We start from the raw sequence: 20,897 nt of genomic DNA, 5'->3' as shown, positions 1-20,897 counted from the left end.
AGATTTAATTACTTTTATAGTTCAGATTTAAAACTAAAAAACGACCTATGCTCAGAACGCTCATCATCGAAGACGAAAAACCCGCAGCCCGAAAGCTTGAAAGGATGCTCAGCGAATTTCCGGACATAGAAATCGTTGCCAAAATAGAGTCTGTGGAAGAAGGCGTACAGTGGTTTTCTGAAAATGAACATCCGCAACTGATCTTTTCTGATATCGTTCTGGGCGACGGCCTCTCGTTTGACATTTTTGAAAAAACGCCGACAAAGGCTTTCATCATTTATACCACTGCGTTTGATCAGTACACACTGAAAGCATTTAAACTCAATAGCATCGACTATCTTCTGAAACCGATTATGGATGAAGATCTTGCCTCAGCGGTAGAAAAATTCAGATCATTCATTCCTTCAGGTAACGCCGTTAATTCTCAGGAAATTAAAGATTTAATTAAAAAAGACAAATCTACTCTCTCCAGGGTTTTAGTTAAAATCGGTTACAATCTGAAAATTGTGCAGACCTCAGAAATCAGCTGTTTTTTCAGCGAAAATAAAATTGTTTATCTGCAAACTCAGGACAGGTCTTATCCTTCAGATTTCACTTTAGATGAACTCACGGAAGTTCTTGACGACCAAAAGTTTTTCCGGGTAAACAGGCAGTTTATCATCAATTCAGATTATATCAAAAATATTCACACTTCGCCCAATTATAAAGTAGAATTAAATTTCCAGCCTGATGAAGAAATTACCGTGAGCCGGGAGCGTGTAAAGGATTTTAAAGACTGGCTGGTTTCATAAAATAAAGAAGCCGGATAAATTTCCCGGCCTCTTTTGCAAATATTATCTAAACGAGCGGTTGAACGCTACTTTTCTGTCCTTGCCACCTTTTTTCTGGTTCTGAACATATCTCTGATACTGCTGTTTGGTAAGAATGCTTTTGATTCTGGCTTCATATCCTCTTTCGGTAAGTCTTTCTCTTTCCAAAGATTTTATCTGTCTTTCCTGAGAAGCAGACAGCCCCAATCCGTACCAGCCGTTTTGATTTTGTCTGTTTTCTACACGGTCATGCTTCACTTCTACTCTTCTTTGCTGTGCTGTGATGGCTACTGCAACAAATAAACTTGCTGCTAAAACTAATTTTTTCATAAGGCTTTATTTTTAAGGTTAATTAATTGTTTTCTGTTTTAAATGAAACAATAGACATGCCCTAAAACACCATTAATAAAGGCTTATAGAAGTATAACTGATTTGTATAGATGAATGATGAAATTGTGTCGACGAATGTAATTTTGGGATCTAAAATTTTATTTATAATCGATTCTGTTGGCTTCGGTATCTTCCAGCTGTCTGATAACTGACGCGGGAATCTGGTCGCTGTCAATAGGAAAACTGATAGAGTCAGGAATAAAGTTTTTTCTTTCTGCCTTCTGAAATATTTCAAAAAGAGCAATCGGCTCCTGATTAAAACTAATACAAGTACTTATAAAATGCAGTTCATAGAGCTTATATTCTGGATTTTTCATCTTCTCATTGATATCTTTTATTCTTGAGATAAAATGCCTTTGGCGGATAAACGTATTGCTGTTCATGATGATGAAAACATAATCAGAATACGCTGTGATCTTCCCGAAATACTTGTGACGGTCGCCACCGCTTCTTTCAACAAAATATTCGCCTGAAGTTTCAGACTTATAAATTTCTGTTGCGGAGCGCCAGATTCTGTCTTCTTTCGACTGCAGAGGATTCTCCGGAAGGTTTCTGTTGTAGGAATACCAGCAACCCACGAGTCTGTCGAGCAGTTCTGTATTCTGTTTCACATTGTTCATATCAATTCTCAGATCATTAAAGTTAAATGATTCTGTATTGGAGTTGATAAAATCTATATAATTTGAATAGCCTAAAACCTTAACAATCTTCGTCAGTTTTGCCAGATTCGGCTTACTTAAAACTAAATTTTCATTTTGGTAATATTTCTTCAGCTTATTGATGATTAAGTGTTCATATAAATAATTGGATCCAAGCAATTCCGGATCTTTTTTGATGCTTTTTTCCTCATTATCACTGATGATCAGATCATTGATTTCGTCAACAATGTAAGACCATTCCGTTTTGGAAACATATTCCCAGCGGTTTTTCTTTAGAAACTGAAGGCTAAGGAAATTCATCAGTTTCTCAAGATGTAATATGTCTTCTTTTCTCATCCACTAATTTTTATGATAAGACTAATTTAAGATTTTTTTAATTCTAAAAAAGATTTTTGCAGGACTTTTATATTTTCAAATCAAATGATATTTGAGTAGAAAAATTAAAAGAAAACAAAATGAAAACAGAAATTGTATTAAAAAACGAAAATCTTTGGCAAAGAATTCAGGGATTTTCATTAGATCAGGAGAATGCGACATTTTCATTCTCAAAAAAACTGGCAAAAGAAGAAAACTGGAGTGCAGAATTCACCCGGAAAGCGATTGAAGAGTACAAAAAGTTTGTGTACCTCTGCTGTATCTTGCCTCACGGCGCATCACCAAGTGAAACCGTAGATAAAGTCTGGCACATGCATTTGATTTACACTCAGAATTACTGGGAAGATTTCTGCCCGAATATCCTGAAAAGAAGTCTTCATCACCACCCATCCACAGGAGGAAACTCTGAAAACACAAAACATCAGAACTGGTTCTCAGAAACTCTGGAAAACTATCGTAAAGTTTTCGGCTTGGAGCCACCAGCTGAAATCTGGAACGGTCAGATTTCAAAACTTAAACCTAAGATATCTTGGCTGAAGAATTTAAAATTGACTTCTTTCTTCACTGCTCTCCTCCTTCTTGGATCCTGCTCAGACTCGGTTTCAGGAGTTTTGGTAACGGTTATCGGTGGATTCATTGCCTTTTTTGTGGTGCTGAATATTTTTGCAGCAATTCTTGGAACCGCGTTCGGTAAAAACAAAGACAAAAACGGAAGCAACGGAGAAGGAGGAAGCATTTCCAGCGATGGAGGCTCCAGTTGCAGCAGTGGCGGAGATTCTGGTGGAAGCAGTTGCGGCGGCGGAGGTTGCGGTGGATGCGGCGGCGGATGTGGAAGCTAAAAAAATAATGATATGAAAACTACAGCATTATATTCAGTTTCAGTATTTACAGCCATGTTCTGGTTGTTCATCAGTCATCAGACACTCAATCCGATCACTTTAAAGGGTCCTATCTTTCTGCAGCTTTATCTGATTATTTTAACCGGATTTTGTGTGACAGTTATCCTTGGAAAACTTTTAAAAATCAATAACCCGAGGCCAATACTTTATTTCCTCATCAGCATTTTTAGTTTGGGAATAATCAAACTCATTAGAGGAATTTACCTGGGAAAACCCGTCGGCTATCTGACAGTTATTCTGATGATAGAAATAACTGTAATTCTATTTTTTAAATCAACGCACTTCAACAGAAAGTTGAAATAATCAGTTTTAAATTTAATAAACAAAAAACCCGAAACAAAGATGCTTCGGGATTATTTATGTCTTATCATTAAATAATAATGAAGAGAGTTGAAATGAACACTTCTACAGTCTCAGTGTGACAACTCTAATACTAAATGCTTTATTCCTCGTGCGGTGTCAGGCTGAGCTTGTTGAAGCCATTTTATCGTATTAAAAAGACCATTGCAAATTAAATTTAAAATCATTTTAAATCGAAATCTGCCAAATCACCTAAATCTGCGAGATGTTAAAATTTTAAGAAATCACACCGCTTCCAATCAGTTCATCCTCCAGATACCAAGAAGCAAACTGTCCTTCTGCGATTGCCGACTGTGGCTCATCAAACTCAACAAAAAAAGCATTTTCAAACTGATGAATAGTTGCTTTCTGAAGTTCCTGTCTGTAACGGAATCTCGCCATCACCTCCATCGATTCACCATTTTTCAGTCTTAAATCTTCACGAACCCAGTGCAGTTCAGTATTATCAATTTTCAAAGCTTTCTTATGCAGACCCGGAAAGCTGTGGCCCTCACCAACAAAGATGATATTGTTTTCCATATCTCTGGAAACGATAAAGCACGATTCTTTGTGACCGCCAATTCCCAGACCTTTACTTTGACCGATGGTGAAAAACTGTGCACCCTGATGCTTGCCAATAACTTTTCCGTCAGATTTTTTATAATCTATTTTTCTGCTTAAAAATTCAAGCTCCTCTTCTTTTGAAGAAAAAACCGGAATTTCCTGAGAAAACAATGGAGAATCTTTAAAAATTTCGATGATCTCACCTTCTTTCGGCACCAATTGCTGTTGTAGAAACTGTGGCAAACTAACTTTCCCAATAAAACACAGACCTTGCGAATCTTTTTTGTCAGCAGTTACCAATTCCATTTCTCTGGCAATTTCTCTCACCTGAGGTTTCGTCAGCTCTCCGATTGGAAATAATGCTTTTGAAAGCTGATCCTGATTCAACTGACATAAAAAATATGACTGGTCTTTATTATTGTCTTTTCCGGCTAATAAATGGAAAATCTCTTTTCCGTTTTCATCAGTTGTAGAATCTACTCTTGCATAATGACCTGTTGCTACTTTATCCGCACCAAGCGACATTGCAGTCTTCATAAAAACATCGAATTTCACTTCTCTGTTGCACAGAACATCAGGATTTGGAGTTCTTCCCTTCTGATATTCGTCAAACATATAATCAACGATTCTTTCTTTGTACAAATCGCTCATATCAATCACCTGAAAAGGAATTCCAAGCTTCTGAGCAACCATTAAAGCATCATTGCTGTCCTCAATCCACGGACATTCATCTTCCAAAGTTACTGAAGCATCGTTCCAGTTTCTCATAAAAAGAGCCACGACTTCGTGACCTTGTTGTTGCAGCAAATATGCCGTAACACTTGAATCTACGCCTCCGGAGAGGCCTACTACTACTTTCATTTAATTCAATTTTACGAAACTCTTAACGGGAGTTCTTAGTTGAGCCGCAAAATTACGATAATCTCATTCGCAAAAAAAATGATATTTTTAAGGATTGATAAAAACGATATTCTTTACAGACTTGCTTTTGTATTAATTAAAATTTAATCAAAAATTGCGCTCACCGCTGTCAGGAAGTGATTTGATTAAGTTTGAAAGATTTTGTTTACGTTAAAAATTACATGATATGAGAAAACTTTTTATTGCGACTTTAGTTTCGATTTCCACTTTTGCCTACTCGCAGATCGCGATCGGCAACGCCCCAGAAAGCACCAGCCGCTGGACTTTCGGAGGGGGAATTGGCTTTGGTTTCGGAAGTAATTCTATGTTCAACATTCAGGCAGCACCCAGAGTTGGTTACCGTTTAACAGAAGATCTGGAGGCCGGAATCACGGGGACGGTGATGTGGCAGACTTCAGACTTTTACAGGTCAACCATGTTTGGAGTGGGGCCTTTCGCCAACTATTATTTCGCAAGATCATTCTATGTAGGTGCGAATCTTCAGCATTTTTTTATCAATTATAAAGATAAAATTTACGGTTACAAATCATCCGACCAAGAGACTGCACTTTATCTGGGTGGCGGATATCTTCAGAGAATCGGCAACAACTCTTTCCTGCAGCTAGGTGTAATGTATAATGTTTTGTACAGGGAAAACAACAGCATTTTTGCAAGCGGACTAATGCCGAATATCGGTTTTGTAGTCGGTTTGTAATTGAAACATTCGGAGCTTTTACTTCTCGAAGAGCATTTTGGTGAGAAAATCTTTCTCGCCCTTCCCTCTTGCAGGAGAATATTCTCTTCCATAGTAAATAATCTGAAGATGGAGTTTGTTCCAGACGTCTTCTTTCCAAAGCATTTTGGCATCGCGCTCGGTTTCAATTACATTTTTTCCTGAAGTCAGTTTCCACTGAACCATCAGGCGGTGAATGTGTGTATCGACAGGAAATGCCGGAAATCCAAAAGCCTGACTCATCACTACCGAAGCCGTTTTATGACCAACACCGGGAAGTGCCTCAAGTTCTTCAAAAGTTTGAGGAACGATGCCGTTGTGGTTTTCAAGGAGAAGTTCAGCCATTCTTTTCAAATTTTTGGCTTTTGTATTTGATAATCCGATTTCTTTGATTAGTTCTTTAATTTGAAACTCTTCCAGCTTTGCCATTCTTTGAGGCGTACCAGCAACAGCGAAAAGCTCAGGGGTCACCTGATTTACTTTTTTATCTGTCGTCTGAGCCGAAAGCGCCACCGCCACCATCAATGTGTAAGGATCTGTATGATCCAGCGGAACCGGAACTTCAGGATAAAGTTTCTCCAGTTCGTGCTGAATGATTGCGGCTCTTTGTTTTTTTGTCATTTAAACTATAAATTTGAGCAAAATTAAAAAATATGTTGAAAGTCGGAGACGCTTTACCAAATTTTGAGAGTCTAAATCAGGATGGCGAAACAATTAATTCTGAAAAATTCAAAGGCCAGAAACTGGTGATCTTCTTTTATCCTCAGGCGAGCACGCCGACCTGTACTGTTGAGGCATGTAATCTGAGCGACAACTATTCTGAATTAGAAAAAGCAGGTTTTCAGCTTTTGGGAATCAGCGGAGATTCTGTAAAAAAGCAGAAAAATTTTCATTCTAAATTTGCCTTTCCTTACGACTTAATTGCTGATGAAAGCCGTGATATTATCGAGAAATTCGGTGTCTGGCAGGAAAAGAAAACGTTCGGAAAAACGTACATGGGAATCGTAAGAACCACTTTTATCTTCAACGAAAAAGGAACCTGCACAAGAGTAATTGAAAAAGTGACTTCGAAGACTGCAGCGCAACAGATTTTGGAGGAAAATTAAATTTCTTTTGCAATTGTTGCATCTTCTCTTCTGCTCCACTCACTCCAAGAACCAACATAAAGGTTTGGAAATTCAAAACCAGCTTCATGCAAAGCTAAAATTGTGTGACATGCAGTTACGCCCGAACCGCAGTGGACAATCAGCTTTTGAGGAAGACCTTTTAAAAGTGCTGAATATTTTTCATTTAAAATTTCAGGTTTCAAGAAATATCCATTTTCATCTAAATTTTCTGAAAAAGGGATATTGATCGCTTTAGGAATATGACCTGCCACCAAATCAATCGGTTCTGATTTGCCTCTGTAACGGTATGAATCTCTAACATCAATCACAGTTGCAGAATCATTTATTAATTCATTTTCAACATCTTCCAAGGTTGACAATGGAAGAAGCCAGTTTTTAACTTCAATTAAATCTGACTTATTTAAATCTTCTTTTTCCGAAGAAAACTCCAATTCTTTTTTTTCGGCAGCATGAATTCCTCCGTCTAAAACTCTTACGTTATTCAATCCAAAAGCTGTGAGCATCCACCACGCTCTCGCTGCAGCATTGGCTCCGTTTTTATCATCGTAAATCACAATATCTGAATCCTTCGAGATTCCTAATTTGGAAAGTGTTTCGGCAAATTTCTCCAAATCCGGAAGCGGGTGCCTTCCACCAAAAGCTGCGTCTTCTCCGATTTCAGCCAAATCTTTATCCAAATCTATAAATCTTGCTCCTTTCAAATGGTTTTCAATATAATTCTGGTAGGCATCTTTTCCGGCTCTGGCATCAAGTATAATCAGATTTTCTGTTGAAAGATTTTTTAGATCGAAAGCGGAAATTATTGATGACATATTAAAATTTTTGGTGACTAGATTTTGGCTAAAGCCGTTTGATTCAGCACTAAAGAAAGCGGGCTAAAGCCCGCTCCTATTGATAAAATTATAAGAATAAAATTTTTATTGATAAACAAAACTCAACGTCTGCTTCAGATCCGGATGCAGGCTTTTTGAAACCGGACAGTTGTAAGCAATTTCTTCAATAACTTTCTTCTGCTCATCAGAATACTGATCTTTAAAAATAAACTCACATTTGATTTCACTGATTCTGCGTGGATTTGCAGCCATCACTTTTTCAAGATTACAGTAAGCACCATCGATGTTGATGCCTTTGTCTTTACCTAAAATTGCAATAGTTGTAAGAGCACATTCTGCCAGAGAAGTTGCACACATATCGGTTGGTGAAAATTTTTCGCCTTTCCCGTGATTATCTGTCGGAGCGTCACTTTCTATGATTGTTCCTGATTGCAAATGTTCTGCGGAACATCTTAAATCTCCGATGTAAGTTATTTTTGAAGTCATATTTAAATTTTGGATTATTTATTTACTTTAATTGAAGCTGCCGGATTTACTTCTTTGTTGAGAACATCTGTTACAAGCTCCCTCAATGTCGAAAGTGTAAATGAATCATCTTTAAAACCTATAGGATATGTAGAATGTCCATCTTTTGTTTCTTCACAAATAACATACTCTGGATCGGTCTTTTCAACTTTAATTGTTTTTTCAATATTAAATTTTCTTTCAATCTTTTCTCCAGACTTATCTATTAAATAAACTTTATAAAGACTTTCAAGCGTATTTTTAGGTTTCTCAAAAGATTTGAAAACATTGATGTATTGATCTTTCCAGGCAAACTCATCCACCGCCATATTTTTAAACTTCATGTAATCTTCTGATAAGACTTTTTGATTGTAAAATGTTTTTACTTTTTCAAAAACTTCGTTCGCTTCTGTAAATTTATTACTAGCATTCAGCGATTTTATCAACTTTTCATATAGAATATACTCTTCCGGAAACAGTATTACAGCGTTTCTGTAAATTTCTTCAGACTTTTTATAATCCTTTTTGGAGGCATAATAAAAATTACCGGCGTTTTTTGCTAAAGTTAAATACCATTTCCCTTCCTTATCAGCATTTTTTAGACCTTGTTCATAAGTTCTATCTTCATTCACATCATCTTTCTGATATTTAAAAATATTTGCCTTCTCCACATAAAACTCTGCCAGCGGGGCTTTTTCTATGGCAACATTTATATTTTCAAGCGCTTTATCATATTGTTTTAAAAACATCTGAGAATATCCTTTCTGGAAATATACGATTGGATTATCAAATTTCTTTGTCAATGCTTTATCATAATATTCAATTGCCTTTACATCGTTTTCCTTCATAAAAAAAGCATATCCCATGTAATAAAGCTCTTCACCGCTTAAATTAGAACTTTCATTTTCTAACTTAATTATTTCGTCGAATTTTTCTTCGTTTTTAAGTTTCAGAATTTTTTGTCCGAAAATCGTACAGGAAAACAGAAATATAAAAGTAAACAATAACTTATTCATAACTCAAAAATGAAAAACATCTTTTGCTTTATTGTAAGCACTTTCAAAATTAAGTAAATTCAGTTTGTGAGGCGCTTTTTCTACGCTCATAAAGTTGATCACCTGCTCAGTTGGCATATTTCCGACTAAATCATCTTTTGCCATCGGGCAACCGCCTATCCCTTTGATTGCAGAATCGAATCTGCGGCAACCTTTGTCGTACGCGGCTTTCAATTTGGTATATGAATCTTCGTAACGGTTATGAAAATGCGCTCCGAAATGAATTTCAGGAAATTTTTGAGGGATTTCGCCAAACAGCAGTTCAATTGTTTCAGTCGTGGCAACGCCGGTGGTATCTGAGAGAAGAATATTATCAATCCCGATTTCCGAAAATCTTTTAGCCCAAAACTCTACATCCTCCAACTTCCACATTTCCCCGTACGGATTTCCAAAAGCCATTGAAAAATAGATATTGAGACTGCGGTTTTCAGATTTTGTGAGTTCAAGAATCTTAATAATATCTGCGAAGGCTTCTTCCTGACTTTTATTGGTATTTCTGTGCTGAAAAGTTTCAGAAATGGAAAACGGAAACCCTAAAACATCGATTGAACCGTGCTTCAAAGCTTTCTCAGCTCCTCTGAAATTTCCGATAATGGCAGAAACTTTTGTTTTTGAATCTGATTTATCAATATTTTCGGCAACCTCGGCTGAATCAGCCATTTGAGGAATTGCTTTTGGAGACACAAAACTCAGGCAGTCGAGCACATCAAAGCCTACATCCATCAAAGCGTTGATGTAGTCTATCTTTTTGGTGGTCGGTATAAATTCTCCCCAACCCTGCATGGCATCCCGTGGACATTCTGTTAGAAACATTTTCTATTTTGATTTTCTCAAATATAATAAAACTTAATAATTTAAACGTCTATTTCAAAATATCACAGAATCAATTGATTTAAAAGTGTTTACAGCTATACATATCATTCAGAATTATTAAGTGATTTACCTGTTTTATAATTAAAAAAAACTTAAAAGTGGTGTATAAATTATTTAATTGACATTTAAATTAGATTTAATTTAAACATATTCAATCAAAAGAGAAATTATCATGACGAAATTTTACTAAATAATTTTAAAATTAAATTGATTTGGTAAAAGAATTGCAATAGACATCAAAACGCCTAAAACCTTTGTACCATGAACATTTCTTATTATGATTTCAAGAATTTAGAAAGTCAGGATCAGTGCAGTCTGGTGCTTCACAACGGAAAAATCGTTAACGAAAGAACGATGAATGATCTGAAATATACATTATATGAATTTTCAACTTTTACGGTTGAATTGATGCACAATCTCTCCAACGAAAAACTCGCTGTGATTAATGTTTTTCAAAACAGAGCGGCGTACGCAGTATAGAAATTAAATCATTTTTAAATAATATCAGGGAAGCATTTTGCTTCCTTTTTTATTGATATCTGAGTATAAAATTTTGACATTTTTCGGGCATCCTGAATTTACATCGTATATTTGTGAAAATTTAAAATCAATAATGAGTACGATAGAATTTAACCAACTCTGGAAAGAAAAATTACTGAACCGTTTTCTTACTTACGTAAAAATATACTCTACCAGCGACGCTGAAAGCGAAACTACACCGTCTACAGAAAGACAATGGGACATTGCAAAATACATCACTCAGGAACTGAAGAATATTGGCCTGGAAGATGTTTCAATAGACGATCACGGTTATATCATGGGCTACGTACCTTCTAATCTGGAAAATGACAGCCAGCCAACCATCGGATTCATTTCTCATTATGATACTTCACCTGATTTCAGCGGGGAAAATGTGAAACCTCAGGTTTGGGAAAATTATGACGGAAGCGATCTGGTATTAAATCAGACTTCAGGATTTACTCTTTCGCCTTCGAAATTTGAAAGTTTAAAGAAATACATCGGTCAGACTTTGATTACGACAGACGGAAATACGTTACTCGGAGCTGATGACAAGGCCGGCTGTGCAGAAATTGTGACTGCCGCAGAATATCTTATCGCTCATCCTGAAATCAAACACGGAAGAATTGCCGTTGGTTTCACACCTGACGAAGAAATCGGAAGAGGAGCACATAAATTTGATGTTGCCAAATTCGGAGCAGAATTTGCCTATACGATGGATGGTGGCGAAGTTGGCGAACTGGAATATGAAAACTTCAACGCAGCGGGAGCGGTTGTAAAAATCCACGGACTGAGCGTGCATCCCGGTTATGCTTTCGGAAAAATGGTGAATGCTGCTTTGCTCGCTGCAGAATTTATCCACATGTTGCCTGCTAATGAAACTCCTGCAACCACGAAAGGTTTTGATGGTTTCTATCATTTAATGGATGTTACAGCTGATATTTCTGAAGCTAAACTTCAATACATCATCCGTGACCATGACGAAGAAAAATATGAGGCAAGAAAAAAAATCATGGAGGAAAAAATTGCTGAATTTAACCAAAAACACGGTGAGGGAACTGCTGAAATTGAAATTAAAGAGCAGTACAGAAACATGAAACAGCAGTTTGAAGGCAAAATGCACATCGTAGATTTGGCGGCTAAAGCAATGAAGGAAGCCGGAATTGAGCCTAAAATAAAAGCCATCAGAGGCGGAACCGACGGTGCCCAGCTTTCTTACATGGGATTGCCTTGTCCGAATATTTTTGCAGGAGGAATTAATTTTCACGGACCTTACGAGTATGTAGCGCTGGAAAGCATGATGAAGGCGACCGAAGTGATTGTGAATATTGTGAAAGCGTAAGGCTTTTGCCTACAACATAAAAAACCCGGCAGATTTTGCCGGGTTTTTTGGTTTATTGAATTTTGGTTTTAAAACATCCCCGCATACTTTTTGAAACTCCTCCCTTAACGACGCAACTGTAATTTACATAACCAAAAATACTGTCGTTCTTTTGAAATTCAGATTTATTTAAATGTAAAATTTCATATCTAGGAACGGCTCCAATAAATTTTACTTCATCTTTCAAAGTTTTGGGATCATAATCGTGGACTCTAAAAGTTCCGTCAAAAACCTTAATCATAATTCCATTACTGATATAACCATCGTAATTGTTTAAGGAAATATTAATCGTATCTCCGTTTTTTTCTGCACTGCATTTGTAGTTGTCAAAAGAAGCCGTAAAATTCAAAAGTCCTGAATTCTGAAGTATATAAGCCGTTCTGGTTTTACTTTCCATTTTTTCCTTTCTGAATAACCGCAGCTCAGGAAATTTTGAAAGCAATCTAATCGTGTCATTATGAACTAAGTCTTCATCAACAACTACTTTTTCATAATGTGAGATCACTTTCTCTTTTTTCCCTCTGCATCCCATAAGAATAAAAGATAAAAAAATCAGGGAAAGTAATCTCACCACTTTGTATTTTAATGAGGAATTTCCTCTGTCAGAACATCATTTCCGGCCTTGTCAAAATAAGTGCAGGTGAAATGATCTAAATCTACAATCCATCCTTCAACACCGTTTTCAGCACAGTCTCTGCAGAACTGCATATAATCTGTTCCGCCTTGCTGATGGATCTTTAACTGCTTGGCAAACTTTTCCTGATCAACAGTTTCATTAATCTCCAAATCATCGTATTGTGGTTGAGATTTAGTTTTAAAATCATTTTCGCCAAAATATTCTGTGTGGCTGTCTTTTACCCAGGTTGTAAAGTTTTTCACTCCGAAACCTTTTATTTCCTGAATATATTTCGGGAATTCTGCTCCTGACTTTACCTTGCTGTGTGCGTCTTCAATTTGCTGTACTGTAAACATCTGTATTTTTTTAATGAAATTATTTTTTTTTAAAACGCAAATTTAAATATTTTGAAAATTTCTTTTACAGAAATATTGAATGACCGTTCAACGAAAATTCTAACGACCTGTCTTTCTTGCTTTATTTCTGCTTTTCAGCCCATAGTGCCATTTTTCTGTTTAAAACATCCAAAGGCAGACAACCCTGACTTAGAACTTCGTCATGAAACTTAGCCAGATTAAATTTTGTTCCAAGTTCTTTCTGATATTTCTCTCTCAATTCACGGATTCGCAGTGAACCAATTTTATATCCTAAAGCCTGACCAGGCATCGCCATATATCTTTCCACTTCGGCAGTAGCACCGGCTTCATCGTACGCAATATTGCTCAGAAAATACGCGATCGCCTCTTCCCTGCTCATTTTTCCGGTATGAAGACCTGTATCTACCACCAATCTCACAGCGCGCAGCATCTGATCACTTAAATAACCCATTTTTTGGTAAGGATCGGTGTAAAGTCCGAATTCAGGACCTAATGTTTCGCAATAATGCGCCCAGCCTTCGCCATAAGCTCCCAACCATCCGAAACGCATAAATTTGGGTAATTTTGTATTTTCCTGCTGAAGCGACACCTGATAATGATGTCCGGGAATAGCCTCATGCAGAAACAGCGATTCCATGCCAGAAGTCACATTAAACTTTGAAGGATCCGGAAGCGGGATGTAGAAAATCCCCGGTCTCCCGCCATCCGGAGTTCCCTGAATATATTCTGCACTTGCACTCGCCTCTCTGAACTTTTCGGTTTGTCTGACCTCAAATTTTGTTTTTGGAGTGACACTGAACATGGTTTTCAGCTTCGGTGTAATTTTCGAAAGAATACCGTTAAATGCTTTCAATACCTCATCAGAACTTCTATAAGGCATTGCTTTAGGGTCGTTTTTTACGTGAGTAATGAATTCTTCCAGAGTTCCTGTAAAGCCCACCTGCTGTTTAACTTTTTCCATTTCAGAACGGAGCATCGCCACCTGTTGAAGACCGGTTTTGTTGATTTCATCGGGATTCTGATCAGTAGTAGTCCAGCTTTTTACGTAAAAAGAATAAATGGTGCCTCCGTTTGGCAGACTGTTGTAACCATCTGTATCTCTTGCTTTTGGATAATATTCCTTTTCAAGAAAATCTCCTAATTTGTTATAAGATGGTATTATGTTTTTCTCCACAGATTCGTGAAAAAGTTTGGTGAATTTTGCTTTTGTCTCTTCAGAAAATTCTTTCGGAAACTTTTTCAGCGGACCAAAGAAAATATTTTTCTCTTTGTCTGAAGTAATAATTTCCTCCGATCTCATTTGTGGGATCATTTTAATAACCAGCTTTTTAGGCAGAACAATTTTAGCATTAATTCCTTCACTAAAATTATGAACAGCAGCATCTGCCCACGCCGGAAATTTCTCCATTCTTTTCAGCCAGTTTTCGTAATCTTTTTCTGTCTCAAAAGGCTGGCTTCCTTCCCCACTTCCTAAAAGCGGAAACGTCAGCGGTAATCCGCCAAACTGTGTGAACGGAATATATTCAGGATGAAAATTGTAAGCTCCTATTTTATCCTTTAGAGTAAAATCCAACACATCGTAAATTACTTTTTTATCATCAGGAAGATTTTCGTAATCTACATTTTCCAGCTGTTTCTGCACAGAAGTGTAAAAAGCTACCTCTCCAGAAATAAAATCTTTATCAATATTGACGGGCAACTGGTCGTTATACCTCGGGTCTCCCTGCTGCGTTGCTTCAAGAGGATAGAGCTTCAGATACTGCTCATAAAAATTGGCCGCAATAGAATCTATATCTTTAGGAGTAACTTTGGTAAGCGGAGAATCTGTTTTTCGGCAAGAGGTAAAAGCGGTTGCGATTCCTAAGCAAAAAAGGCTTCCCAGTACAATATTTCGCATGATTATCAAATTTTTGAAGAAAACAAATGTAATGAATATCCTCTGAAATTATATTTATATTAAATTTTAAAAAAAAATTAAAAAAATTTTTCACATTCACTCAATTTTCTATCTTTGTTAAAACAATTAACATTCATACCATTACGGATCTTTTCTAAGAAATAATGAAAGGGATTTTAAAAATTTACCACCCGGACGAAACGCTTAAATACAATATCAATCATACTTATTGCAAAGCCGTTTACCTTAATCAGAAACACTTTTTGGAAGTAGAAATCACTACAGACGACAGTCTGGATCATGTGGACGATGATTCTCTGCAATACAACTTTCCTCAGATTTCAATGGAAGTTTTCGATTTCCCAATAGAATCCGGCGAGATTGAAGACAAAACTTTTCTCATTAACGACTCAGACGAAGATTCCTACACAGAAGTAGATCTTTTTGATGACGAAGATGCATTTCTCTATGACAGCGAACTTTGCTTCGAAAAAGATGAGAATGGCGAACTTCAGTTGATCTGGAAAGGTCATATTGATGATTTCTACACCGGCTCAGATAATCCTCTTCCATTCAGACTGAAGTGTGAACTGAAGCAGGATGAGATTGAGATAGACGAAGATTAAATTCAGATAAATTAACGGAAAATCACATCATTTCTCTTCATTTGTTTTGAAGGGAAATTTTTTGCTGGGCTATGAAAAGCTTTTTTTAAGCATATTTTAAGATAAATATTGATAATATTCCTTTATTTTTGTCGTTTAAACTACTAAAAAATACAGATTAATGCTTGTAACAGAACTTACTCATGTTTTATTTGCACAGGTCGCAGCGCCTGTAGTAACTGCAGAAAGTGCCGAGTTTTCATTTTGGAACATCATGTTCCACGGAGGTGCTTTTGCCAAAATCGTAATGGCAACCGTACTTTTGTTGGGTATTTTTTCTGTCTATCTATTCTTCGAAAGGTTTTTCTTTATTAAAAGGGTAACTTCGAAAACAGATTCCAATTTCATGAACAATATCGAGGATTTTGTGAGAAACGGAAAGATAGATTCTGCATTAGACTACTGTAAAACGCAGAATTCTCCGGAAGCGAGAATTCTGGAAAAAGGAATTTCGAGACTGGGAAGACCGGTTTCTGATATTGTAAGTGCGATGGAATCTCAGGCTCAGGTAGAGGTTGCCAACATGGAAAAAAACCTTAACCTCTTGGCTGTAGTACCAAGTATTGCACCGATGTTAGGACTTTTGGGAACAGTTATCGGGATGATTATTGCTTTTTTTAATCTGTCTCATGCAGAAGGTTCTTTCTCTCCGAAGACTTTATCAGAAGGTATTTACACCGCTTTGGGTCAGACAGCAGTAGGTTTGGCAGTTGCTATTCCTGCAAACTTTGCTTATAACATTCTTTTAACGAGAATTGATAAATTTGTTCTGAATGCTCAGAATATGTCCGGAGAATTTTTGGATATTATCAACAAACCTTTATAATCTTTAACGATGAAAATTCAAAGAAGAAATAAAGCCAACCCGGAATTCAGTTTAGCAGCGATGACAGACGTTATCTTGCTGATGCTGATATTCTTTATGATCACCTCATCGGCAGCCAATCAAAGCTCCATCGATGTGAAGCTACCGAAAGCAGATACTGCAACAGACAATACTCCCAATCCATTAACAGTGACGATTAATGCGGAAGGAAGTTATTTTGTAGACGACAAACCTGTTCCTAGAGAGCAGGTAGAACAGACAATTGTGACCTTGCTGAATTCGAGAGACGGAAAATCTTTTACAATCCGTGCCGACGAAAACACGATGCATAAAGATGTAATTTTTGCCATGGAAATCGCAGAAAAACATAAACTGAATATCGCAATTGCTACGGTAAAAGAAAATTAATTTTATTCTTAAAGTTTTAAATGTAAAAAGTTTTAATTTTAATTTAAATCATAAATTTTTAACTAAATTAAAATTCAGGCATCAAACCAAAGGTTAGATTTAATTATAAAAATCTAAGAAACTTTTTTAAGTTAAACAACTGATAATGAGAAGCTATACACTCGACAAAAACGAACACAACAAAGACCGGATCAAGAGCGGAATTTTATCTGTTTTGATCTGGTCTGCGATTCTGTTGTTTGTATTCATCTATAAACTTAAACCAACCGAGGAAGAGAAAGAACCGGAAATCATTACCACGATGCTGGTAAATTTCGGTGACAACAGAAACGGTGACGGCTTTGAAGAACCCGCTCCACAGGAAGGAAGCCAGGCCGCAAAAGTGGACGAAACCACAGCCGAACCGGTAGAAAGTAAAACCGAACCAAATACAGTCATTAAAACTGAACCTAAAGCAGAGAGCAAAAAAGCCGACGTTAAAGAAAAAGCAATTTCGGGAAATGACAACCGTAAAGTTGCTAAAAAAGACGACGCTAAAAAAGACACAAAATCTACAGCCAGCCCTACCAAAAGCAAAACTAAAGGCGGATCAACAGCAGCCAACAGCAAAACAGGAAATGGTGATGGCAAAGGAAATGCCGCTATCGGAAACCTTTTAAGCGGAAGAGGTAAAAACCCCGGAAATCAGGGCGATGGCAGAGGTCCCGGAAACGCCGGAGATCCTTTAGGCGGCGACGGAAATGGCGACAGCAAAATAGGAATTGACAGAAGTCTTACAGATTATATTCCCGGAACAATGGGAAGAGGCGGTGCACAGCCTAGCCATAAATGCACAGCCAGCGGCTCTATTAGAATCGCTTATACCGTGGACAAAGCCGGAAACATAATATCCGCCAAAAGATCTGGTGGAATTTCAGACCCCTGCGTGGTACAGACATCTGTTGCTTGGGTTAAGAAATACGTCAAGGCCGAGAAATCCAGCGTTTCGTCAAGTGGAACCTACAGCATTACTTTTTAAACATACAAAAGCACTTTATTCAAGTGCTTTTTTTATTTTATATGAAGGATAGAATTGATTTTTATTTGTCATTTACAATCGCCTGATTTGTCTTAATATTTGAGCAGAATTACATTTTAGCGATTTCTGAAATTCTGTTTATAACTGGCAGAGCAAAGATTCCACTCGTCTGAAGATACAGCTCATAGAATGTTTTTGCTTTGTCTAAAAAGTCATTATTGTTTAATACTTTACCGTTGTAGTAGAAAAGATTTCCGAGCATTTCATAGTAATCTTTGTGATCTCTTTCCTGTCTTTCTTTTACAATTTCAATAACTTCTTCCTTTGGTTTTTCCGAAAGTTCTTTAAAATCAAACTTAAAAATATCTTTCATTAAAGAATCGAAATCGAGTTCTTTCTGCATTAAACTTTCTTCAGGTTTATCCAAAATCAGTTTTTCCAAAGCTTGAGATAGCTGACGGATGAGTCTTAGGGTGAATTCTTTATCTGTGATCATAATTTTTGTTTATTTAAAATTTTGAATTTAAAAAGAGTAATCCTTCCAATTCATTTCTATGAACTTCAATTTCTTTTTTGAAGTTTATTTTATCAGATTTATCATTAATTTCCATTTCAAAATCAGCAATAAAAATTAATGTCTCTTCTTTTATTTCGGATAACACCATATCTAAAATTCTTAAAGGTGATTTACATTTTTTACAAAGTAGAAACTGTTCCTCATAATATCCTGAATCAACATTGATTTTTCTTACTTCAACAAATTCTATTTTAGTGCCATCAATTAACATAAAATTGGAATCTTTTGTCTGAAAATAGGATCTTATGGAAGGTTCTTTTTCTTTCAGTTTATTAGATTTAAAATCTATTCTGAATGTTCTTCCAATCTGGTCTTTCGTAATATTTTCAATTTTTAAATAACCGATATCCCATCCGCCCTGCGCAGATACATTAGAATTAAGAGAAAGAATGAAAAATAAGAGTAAACCAAATTTAATTTTCATATGATTCTAAATTATAAGAAGTATCTCTTTTTAAGCAAAAAACAAATACGCCAATCCAATTGCAGTAATCACGCCCACTAAATCCGCCAAAAGCATGGCAACAACCGTATATCTCGTGTTCTTCACGGCTACAGCTCCGAAATAAACTGCAATTACGTAAAACGTAGTGTCTGAGCTTCCTTGTAGAACCGCTGCCAATTTACCCTGGAAGCTGTCTGCCCCGAAAGTCGCCATCGTGTCCATCATCATTCCTCTTGCTCCTGAACCCGAAAGTGGTTTGATTAAAGCGGTTGGAAGTCCATCAACAAATCTGGCGTCTAAGCTTGCGGCGTTAACCACCCATTTCATACCGTCAATAATCACTTCAAAGACTCCTGAAGTTCTTAAAAGTGAAATCGCAATCAACATTCCCACCAAGTAAGGAATGATTTTCACACTGGTTGTAAAGCCTTCTTTTGCCCCATCAACAAATGCATCAAAAACATTTATTTTTTTATATAAAGCTCCAAGTACAATAGCCAGGAAAATGAAAAGAATCAATCCGTTGCTTAAAACCTGACTGAAAATGTCTAAATTTTCTTTGCTCAGTCCTGTAAGATACCATACAAGAAGTCCGACCAACACGGAAATTCCGCCGACGTAGGCTAAAAGTACAGGCTGCAAAAGATTTATTTTCTGATAAATTGAAACAATAATCATTGCCGCTAAAGTCGCTGCGAAAGTGGCAATCATGCAGTAAAGAAATATATCTGTTGGGTTTTTCGAACCTGCCGAAGCCCGTAAAGCAATAATTGAAACGGGTATCAAGGTCATACCTCCAGCGTGAAGGCAGAGGAACATAATCTGCGAGTTGCTCGCTGTGTCTTTATTTGGATTTAAAGTCTGTAAACTTTCCATTGCTTTTAAACCAAATGGCGTTGCGGCATTATCCAAACCTAAAAGATTGGCACTGAAATTCATCAGCATGTGTCCAAATGCCGGATGATTTTTTGGGATTTCAGGAAAAAGGCGTGAAAAAAACGGTTGAATTAAACGGCTTAATAAATTAATCCCGCCCGCTCTTTCTGCGATACTCATAAACCCCATGAATAGAGCCATAATTCCAATTAAGCCTAAACAGATTTTCACTGCAGTTTCTGAGGTTCCGATTACACCGTCTGCATCCTGAACGCGATACACCTGAACGTTCTGTTTCAGTGTATCGGTTTTATAATGAATCCTGCTATCCGTAAAATCATTATTTTTCTTTAAATTCTCCTGAACCGAAGGAGAAAATGCACCAATGTCTTTATTTGCGACCTTAATGGTGTCGCCGCCTTTTCCGACAACCATATCGTTGAAAATGGTTTTATAGTGGCTTGACGAGATGTATTTTATACTGGCAATGGCAATGGCGATAATGATAAAGGCCGACCAAATTCTGCTGAGAACCATTTATGTAAGATTAATTTTTAGAAAAGATAATAAATTTAATGAGATAAAATTGAAACTTTTAGCTTTAAACCATTAAGATTTGATAAGGAGTTAAGAATATTAAGAAAGAACCTTCAAAGTCAGAATGATCTAACGTAATAAAACTTAAAAACAAAATTCTCCTATATGGTTTAAATTAAGTTATTTTTCATCCAGATAGACCAGCTCGCCCGCAAAATCATCATCCAAACTCTTTAAGACCTTAGCGTTGGCAGTCTTCTTTTGAAGCTCTTCGATAAAGAAATTTTTCTCAAAAAACTGGCGGTGAACTCCCGGCAAAAGCTCCATGAAGTAGTCCATTCCGATTTTGTTGTTGTGGAGATCCATTTTGGTTTCTAAAGGTTCGTTGGGAAATAATTCCTCGTGCAAATCTGTAATTTTTTTGCAGAACTCCAGTGCTTTCTCGGGTGAGGAAATTTTGCTGCAGTACATCATAATCAGGCAACACCAGAAAGCGTGTCTGAACGCGTTTCCCTCACCGTTTTTAGATGCTGTTTTCGGATACAGTTTTTGAGCAATGGAAAAAGCTTTTACCGTTCCATAGAAACTCATCATAGAAAAGAGAGGATGTGGCAAAACTGCTGACGAGAGCTTAAGAATTTTCTTAAAACTCATGCTTTTTATGGTGTTAAAAATTACTTTGAAAGTCCTCATAG

Annotated in this window: 26 protein-coding genes; 11 read left to right on the top strand and 15 right to left on the bottom strand. The window is 36.8% G+C overall.

What is annotated here, in order from left to right:
• The first annotated feature begins 47 nt into the window (after positions 1 to 47).
• Complete coding sequence (locus IC610_RS12125; protein ID WP_191737093.1) at positions 48 to 791, top strand: LytR/AlgR family response regulator transcription factor; 744 nt, start codon at positions 48 to 50, stop codon at positions 789 to 791.
• 42 nt (positions 792 to 833) lie between these two features.
• Here the strand turns inward: IC610_RS12125 and IC610_RS12120 are convergent, their stop codons facing one another.
• Both IC610_RS12120 and IC610_RS12115 read right to left on the bottom strand, forming a co-directional pair.
• The gene (locus IC610_RS12120; protein ID WP_191737092.1) at positions 834 to 1,139 is read right to left on the bottom strand and encodes a hypothetical protein; all 306 of its coding nucleotides are present in this window, start codon (positions 1,137 to 1,139) and stop codon (positions 834 to 836) included.
• Between the two features lie 158 nt (positions 1,140 to 1,297).
• Complete coding sequence (locus tag IC610_RS12115; RefSeq protein ID WP_191737091.1) at positions 1,298 to 2,194, bottom strand: hypothetical protein; 897 nt, start codon at positions 2,192 to 2,194, stop codon at positions 1,298 to 1,300.
• A 119-nt stretch (positions 2,195 to 2,313) separates the two neighbouring features.
• On the opposite strand from IC610_RS12115, the gene IC610_RS12110 reads away from it, so the two are divergent.
• Entirely contained in the window at positions 2,314 to 3,072 is a 759-nt protein-coding gene (locus tag IC610_RS12110; RefSeq protein WP_191737090.1) for a glycine-rich domain-containing protein, read from the top strand.
• A 12-nt stretch (positions 3,073 to 3,084) separates the two neighbouring features.
• Complete coding sequence (locus tag IC610_RS12105; protein ID WP_191737089.1) at positions 3,085 to 3,435, top strand: hypothetical protein; 351 nt, start codon at positions 3,085 to 3,087, stop codon at positions 3,433 to 3,435.
• A 273-nt stretch (positions 3,436 to 3,708) separates the two neighbouring features.
• Here the strand turns inward: IC610_RS12105 and mnmA are convergent, their stop codons facing one another.
• Positions 3,709 to 4,896: a tRNA 2-thiouridine(34) synthase MnmA gene (mnmA, locus tag IC610_RS12100; RefSeq protein WP_191737088.1), complete on the bottom strand. Its 1,188-nt coding sequence runs from the start codon at positions 4,894 to 4,896 to the stop codon at positions 3,709 to 3,711.
• Positions 4,897 to 5,122: 226 nt separating this feature from the next.
• Between mnmA and IC610_RS12095 the strand changes: the two genes are divergently transcribed.
• Complete coding sequence (locus IC610_RS12095) at positions 5,123 to 5,650, top strand: hypothetical protein (protein WP_191737087.1); 528 nt, start codon at positions 5,123 to 5,125, stop codon at positions 5,648 to 5,650.
• Between the two features lie 18 nt (positions 5,651 to 5,668).
• Here IC610_RS12095 and IC610_RS12090 read toward each other — a convergent pair whose 3' ends face one another.
• A complete protein-coding gene (locus IC610_RS12090; protein WP_191737086.1) occupies positions 5,669 to 6,289 on the bottom strand; it encodes an endonuclease III domain-containing protein in 621 nt (206 codons plus the stop codon).
• Between the two features lie 32 nt (positions 6,290 to 6,321).
• Here IC610_RS12090 and bcp point away from each other — a divergent pair, with 32 nt between their 5' ends.
• Entirely contained in the window at positions 6,322 to 6,774 is a 453-nt protein-coding gene (gene bcp, locus IC610_RS12085) for a thioredoxin-dependent thiol peroxidase (protein WP_191737085.1), read from the top strand.
• Here the strand turns inward: bcp and IC610_RS12080 are convergent.
• The 4 genes from IC610_RS12080 to IC610_RS12065 form a co-directional block, all read right to left on the bottom strand.
• Positions 6,771 to 7,607 carry a sulfurtransferase gene (locus IC610_RS12080; protein ID WP_191737084.1) on the bottom strand — a complete coding sequence of 279 codons (837 nt, stop codon included), beginning with the start codon at positions 7,605 to 7,607 and terminating at the stop codon, positions 6,771 to 6,773. The two genes, bcp and IC610_RS12080, sit on opposite strands and share 4 nt — an antisense overlap.
• A gap of 105 nt (positions 7,608 to 7,712) precedes the next feature.
• Positions 7,713 to 8,114: an OsmC family protein gene (locus IC610_RS12075; protein WP_191737083.1), complete on the bottom strand. Its 402-nt coding sequence runs from the start codon at positions 8,112 to 8,114 to the stop codon at positions 7,713 to 7,715.
• Positions 8,115 to 8,128: 14 nt separating this feature from the next.
• Entirely contained in the window at positions 8,129 to 9,148 is a 1,020-nt protein-coding gene (locus tag IC610_RS12070) for a tetratricopeptide repeat protein (RefSeq protein WP_191737082.1), read from the bottom strand.
• Between the two features lie 3 nt (positions 9,149 to 9,151).
• Positions 9,152 to 10,000 (bottom strand): hydroxymethylglutaryl-CoA lyase, encoded by an 849-nt coding sequence (locus tag IC610_RS12065; protein WP_191737081.1) that lies wholly within the window; start codon positions 9,998 to 10,000, stop codon positions 9,152 to 9,154.
• A 321-nt stretch (positions 10,001 to 10,321) separates the two neighbouring features.
• Between IC610_RS12065 and IC610_RS12060 the strand changes: the two genes are divergently transcribed.
• The gene (locus IC610_RS12060; protein WP_191737080.1) at positions 10,322 to 10,540 is read left to right on the top strand and encodes a hypothetical protein; all 219 of its coding nucleotides are present in this window, start codon (positions 10,322 to 10,324) and stop codon (positions 10,538 to 10,540) included.
• Between the two features lie 133 nt (positions 10,541 to 10,673).
• Positions 10,674 to 11,921 carry a peptidase T gene (pepT, locus tag IC610_RS12055; protein ID WP_191737079.1) on the top strand — a complete coding sequence of 416 codons (1,248 nt, stop codon included), beginning with the start codon at positions 10,674 to 10,676 and terminating at the stop codon, positions 11,919 to 11,921.
• A gap of 52 nt (positions 11,922 to 11,973) precedes the next feature.
• Here the strand turns inward: pepT and IC610_RS12050 are convergent, their stop codons facing one another.
• The 3 genes from IC610_RS12050 to IC610_RS12040 form a co-directional block, all read right to left on the bottom strand.
• The gene (locus IC610_RS12050; protein WP_191737078.1) at positions 11,974 to 12,531 is read right to left on the bottom strand and encodes a hypothetical protein; all 558 of its coding nucleotides are present in this window, start codon (positions 12,529 to 12,531) and stop codon (positions 11,974 to 11,976) included.
• A gap of 11 nt (positions 12,532 to 12,542) precedes the next feature.
• Entirely contained in the window at positions 12,543 to 12,932 is a 390-nt protein-coding gene (locus tag IC610_RS12045; RefSeq protein WP_191737077.1) for a DUF1398 domain-containing protein, read from the bottom strand.
• A 121-nt stretch (positions 12,933 to 13,053) separates the two neighbouring features.
• Positions 13,054 to 14,850: a DUF885 domain-containing protein gene (locus IC610_RS12040; RefSeq protein WP_191737076.1), complete on the bottom strand. Its 1,797-nt coding sequence runs from the start codon at positions 14,848 to 14,850 to the stop codon at positions 13,054 to 13,056.
• A 164-nt stretch (positions 14,851 to 15,014) separates the two neighbouring features.
• On the opposite strand from IC610_RS12040, the gene IC610_RS12035 reads away from it, so the two are divergent.
• From IC610_RS12035 to IC610_RS12020, 4 genes are all read left to right on the top strand, one after another.
• Complete coding sequence (locus tag IC610_RS12035) at positions 15,015 to 15,476, top strand: hypothetical protein (protein WP_056083288.1); 462 nt, start codon at positions 15,015 to 15,017, stop codon at positions 15,474 to 15,476.
• Positions 15,477 to 15,636: 160 nt separating this feature from the next.
• On the top strand, positions 15,637 to 16,341 hold the full coding sequence (locus IC610_RS12030; protein WP_056083286.1) for a MotA/TolQ/ExbB proton channel family protein: 705 nt from the start codon (positions 15,637 to 15,639) through the stop codon (positions 16,339 to 16,341).
• Between the two features lie 9 nt (positions 16,342 to 16,350).
• Complete coding sequence (locus IC610_RS12025) at positions 16,351 to 16,749, top strand: ExbD/TolR family protein (protein ID WP_056083282.1); 399 nt, start codon at positions 16,351 to 16,353, stop codon at positions 16,747 to 16,749.
• Positions 16,750 to 16,894: 145 nt separating this feature from the next.
• Positions 16,895 to 17,767 (top strand): ferric siderophore ABC transporter substrate-binding protein, encoded by an 873-nt coding sequence (locus IC610_RS12020; RefSeq protein ID WP_191737075.1) that lies wholly within the window; start codon positions 16,895 to 16,897, stop codon positions 17,765 to 17,767.
• A gap of 109 nt (positions 17,768 to 17,876) precedes the next feature.
• Here the strand turns inward: IC610_RS12020 and IC610_RS12015 are convergent, their stop codons facing one another.
• From IC610_RS12015 to IC610_RS12000, 4 genes are all read right to left on the bottom strand, one after another.
• Positions 17,877 to 18,263, bottom strand: a complete 387-nt coding sequence (locus tag IC610_RS12015; RefSeq protein ID WP_191737074.1) for a hypothetical protein — start codon at positions 18,261 to 18,263, stop codon at positions 17,877 to 17,879.
• Between the two features lie 13 nt (positions 18,264 to 18,276).
• Complete coding sequence (locus IC610_RS12010) at positions 18,277 to 18,768, bottom strand: hypothetical protein (RefSeq protein WP_191737073.1); 492 nt, start codon at positions 18,766 to 18,768, stop codon at positions 18,277 to 18,279.
• A 30-nt stretch (positions 18,769 to 18,798) separates the two neighbouring features.
• Entirely contained in the window at positions 18,799 to 20,202 is a 1,404-nt protein-coding gene (locus IC610_RS12005) for a nucleoside recognition domain-containing protein (protein ID WP_191737072.1), read from the bottom strand.
• A gap of 180 nt (positions 20,203 to 20,382) precedes the next feature.
• Positions 20,383 to 20,895, bottom strand: a complete 513-nt coding sequence (locus IC610_RS12000; protein WP_191737071.1) for a DUF6973 domain-containing protein — start codon at positions 20,893 to 20,895, stop codon at positions 20,383 to 20,385.
• Positions 20,896 to 20,897: the final 2 nt, after the last annotated feature.

It is taken from the genome of Chryseobacterium caseinilyticum (genome assembly GCF_014837145.1).
Lineage (GTDB): Bacteria > Bacteroidota > Bacteroidia > Flavobacteriales > Weeksellaceae > Chryseobacterium > Chryseobacterium caseinilyticum.
The sequence above is the reverse complement of the archived record's forward strand: the minus strand, read 5'-3'. Positions and strand labels throughout refer to the sequence as shown.

Coding starts and splice junctions, on each gene's coding strand:
- IC610_RS12070 (WP_191737082.1), bottom strand. CDS start 9,148: ATGAATAAGTTATTGTTTACTTTTATATTTCTGTTTTCCTGTACGATT.
- IC610_RS12035 (WP_056083288.1), top strand. CDS start 15,015: ATGAAAGGGATTTTAAAAATTTACCACCCGGACGAAACGCTTAAATAC.
- IC610_RS12110 (WP_191737090.1), top strand. CDS start 2,314: ATGAAAACAGAAATTGTATTAAAAAACGAAAATCTTTGGCAAAGAATT.
- IC610_RS12030 (WP_056083286.1), top strand. CDS start 15,637: ATGCTTGTAACAGAACTTACTCATGTTTTATTTGCACAGGTCGCAGCG.
- IC610_RS12010 (WP_191737073.1), bottom strand. CDS start 18,768: ATGAAAATTAAATTTGGTTTACTCTTATTTTTCATTCTTTCTCTTAAT.
- IC610_RS12020 (WP_191737075.1), top strand. CDS start 16,895: ATGAGAAGCTATACACTCGACAAAAACGAACACAACAAAGACCGGATC.
- IC610_RS12015 (WP_191737074.1), bottom strand. CDS start 18,263: ATGATCACAGATAAAGAATTCACCCTAAGACTCATCCGTCAGCTATCT.
- IC610_RS12090 (WP_191737086.1), bottom strand. CDS start 6,289: ATGACAAAAAAACAAAGAGCCGCAATCATTCAGCACGAACTGGAGAAA.
- pepT (WP_191737079.1), top strand. CDS start 10,674: ATGAGTACGATAGAATTTAACCAACTCTGGAAAGAAAAATTACTGAAC.
- mnmA (WP_191737088.1), bottom strand. CDS start 4,896: ATGAAAGTAGTAGTAGGCCTCTCCGGAGGCGTAGATTCAAGTGTTACG.
- bcp (WP_191737085.1), top strand. CDS start 6,322: ATGTTGAAAGTCGGAGACGCTTTACCAAATTTTGAGAGTCTAAATCAG.
- IC610_RS12005 (WP_191737072.1), bottom strand. CDS start 20,202: ATGGTTCTCAGCAGAATTTGGTCGGCCTTTATCATTATCGCCATTGCC.
- IC610_RS12120 (WP_191737092.1), bottom strand. CDS start 1,139: ATGAAAAAATTAGTTTTAGCAGCAAGTTTATTTGTTGCAGTAGCCATC.
- IC610_RS12065 (WP_191737081.1), bottom strand. CDS start 10,000: ATGTTTCTAACAGAATGTCCACGGGATGCCATGCAGGGTTGGGGAGAA.
- IC610_RS12060 (WP_191737080.1), top strand. CDS start 10,322: ATGAACATTTCTTATTATGATTTCAAGAATTTAGAAAGTCAGGATCAG.
- IC610_RS12040 (WP_191737076.1), bottom strand. CDS start 14,850: ATGCGAAATATTGTACTGGGAAGCCTTTTTTGCTTAGGAATCGCAACC.
- IC610_RS12095 (WP_191737087.1), top strand. CDS start 5,123: ATGAGAAAACTTTTTATTGCGACTTTAGTTTCGATTTCCACTTTTGCC.
- IC610_RS12025 (WP_056083282.1), top strand. CDS start 16,351: ATGAAAATTCAAAGAAGAAATAAAGCCAACCCGGAATTCAGTTTAGCA.
- IC610_RS12115 (WP_191737091.1), bottom strand. CDS start 2,194: ATGAGAAAAGAAGACATATTACATCTTGAGAAACTGATGAATTTCCTT.
- IC610_RS12045 (WP_191737077.1), bottom strand. CDS start 12,932: ATGTTTACAGTACAGCAAATTGAAGACGCACACAGCAAGGTAAAGTCA.
- IC610_RS12075 (WP_191737083.1), bottom strand. CDS start 8,114: ATGACTTCAAAAATAACTTACATCGGAGATTTAAGATGTTCCGCAGAA.
- IC610_RS12080 (WP_191737084.1), bottom strand. CDS start 7,607: ATGTCATCAATAATTTCCGCTTTCGATCTAAAAAATCTTTCAACAGAA.
- IC610_RS12125 (WP_191737093.1), top strand. CDS start 48: ATGCTCAGAACGCTCATCATCGAAGACGAAAAACCCGCAGCCCGAAAG.
- IC610_RS12000 (WP_191737071.1), bottom strand. CDS start 20,895: ATGAGGACTTTCAAAGTAATTTTTAACACCATAAAAAGCATGAGTTTT.
- IC610_RS12105 (WP_191737089.1), top strand. CDS start 3,085: ATGAAAACTACAGCATTATATTCAGTTTCAGTATTTACAGCCATGTTC.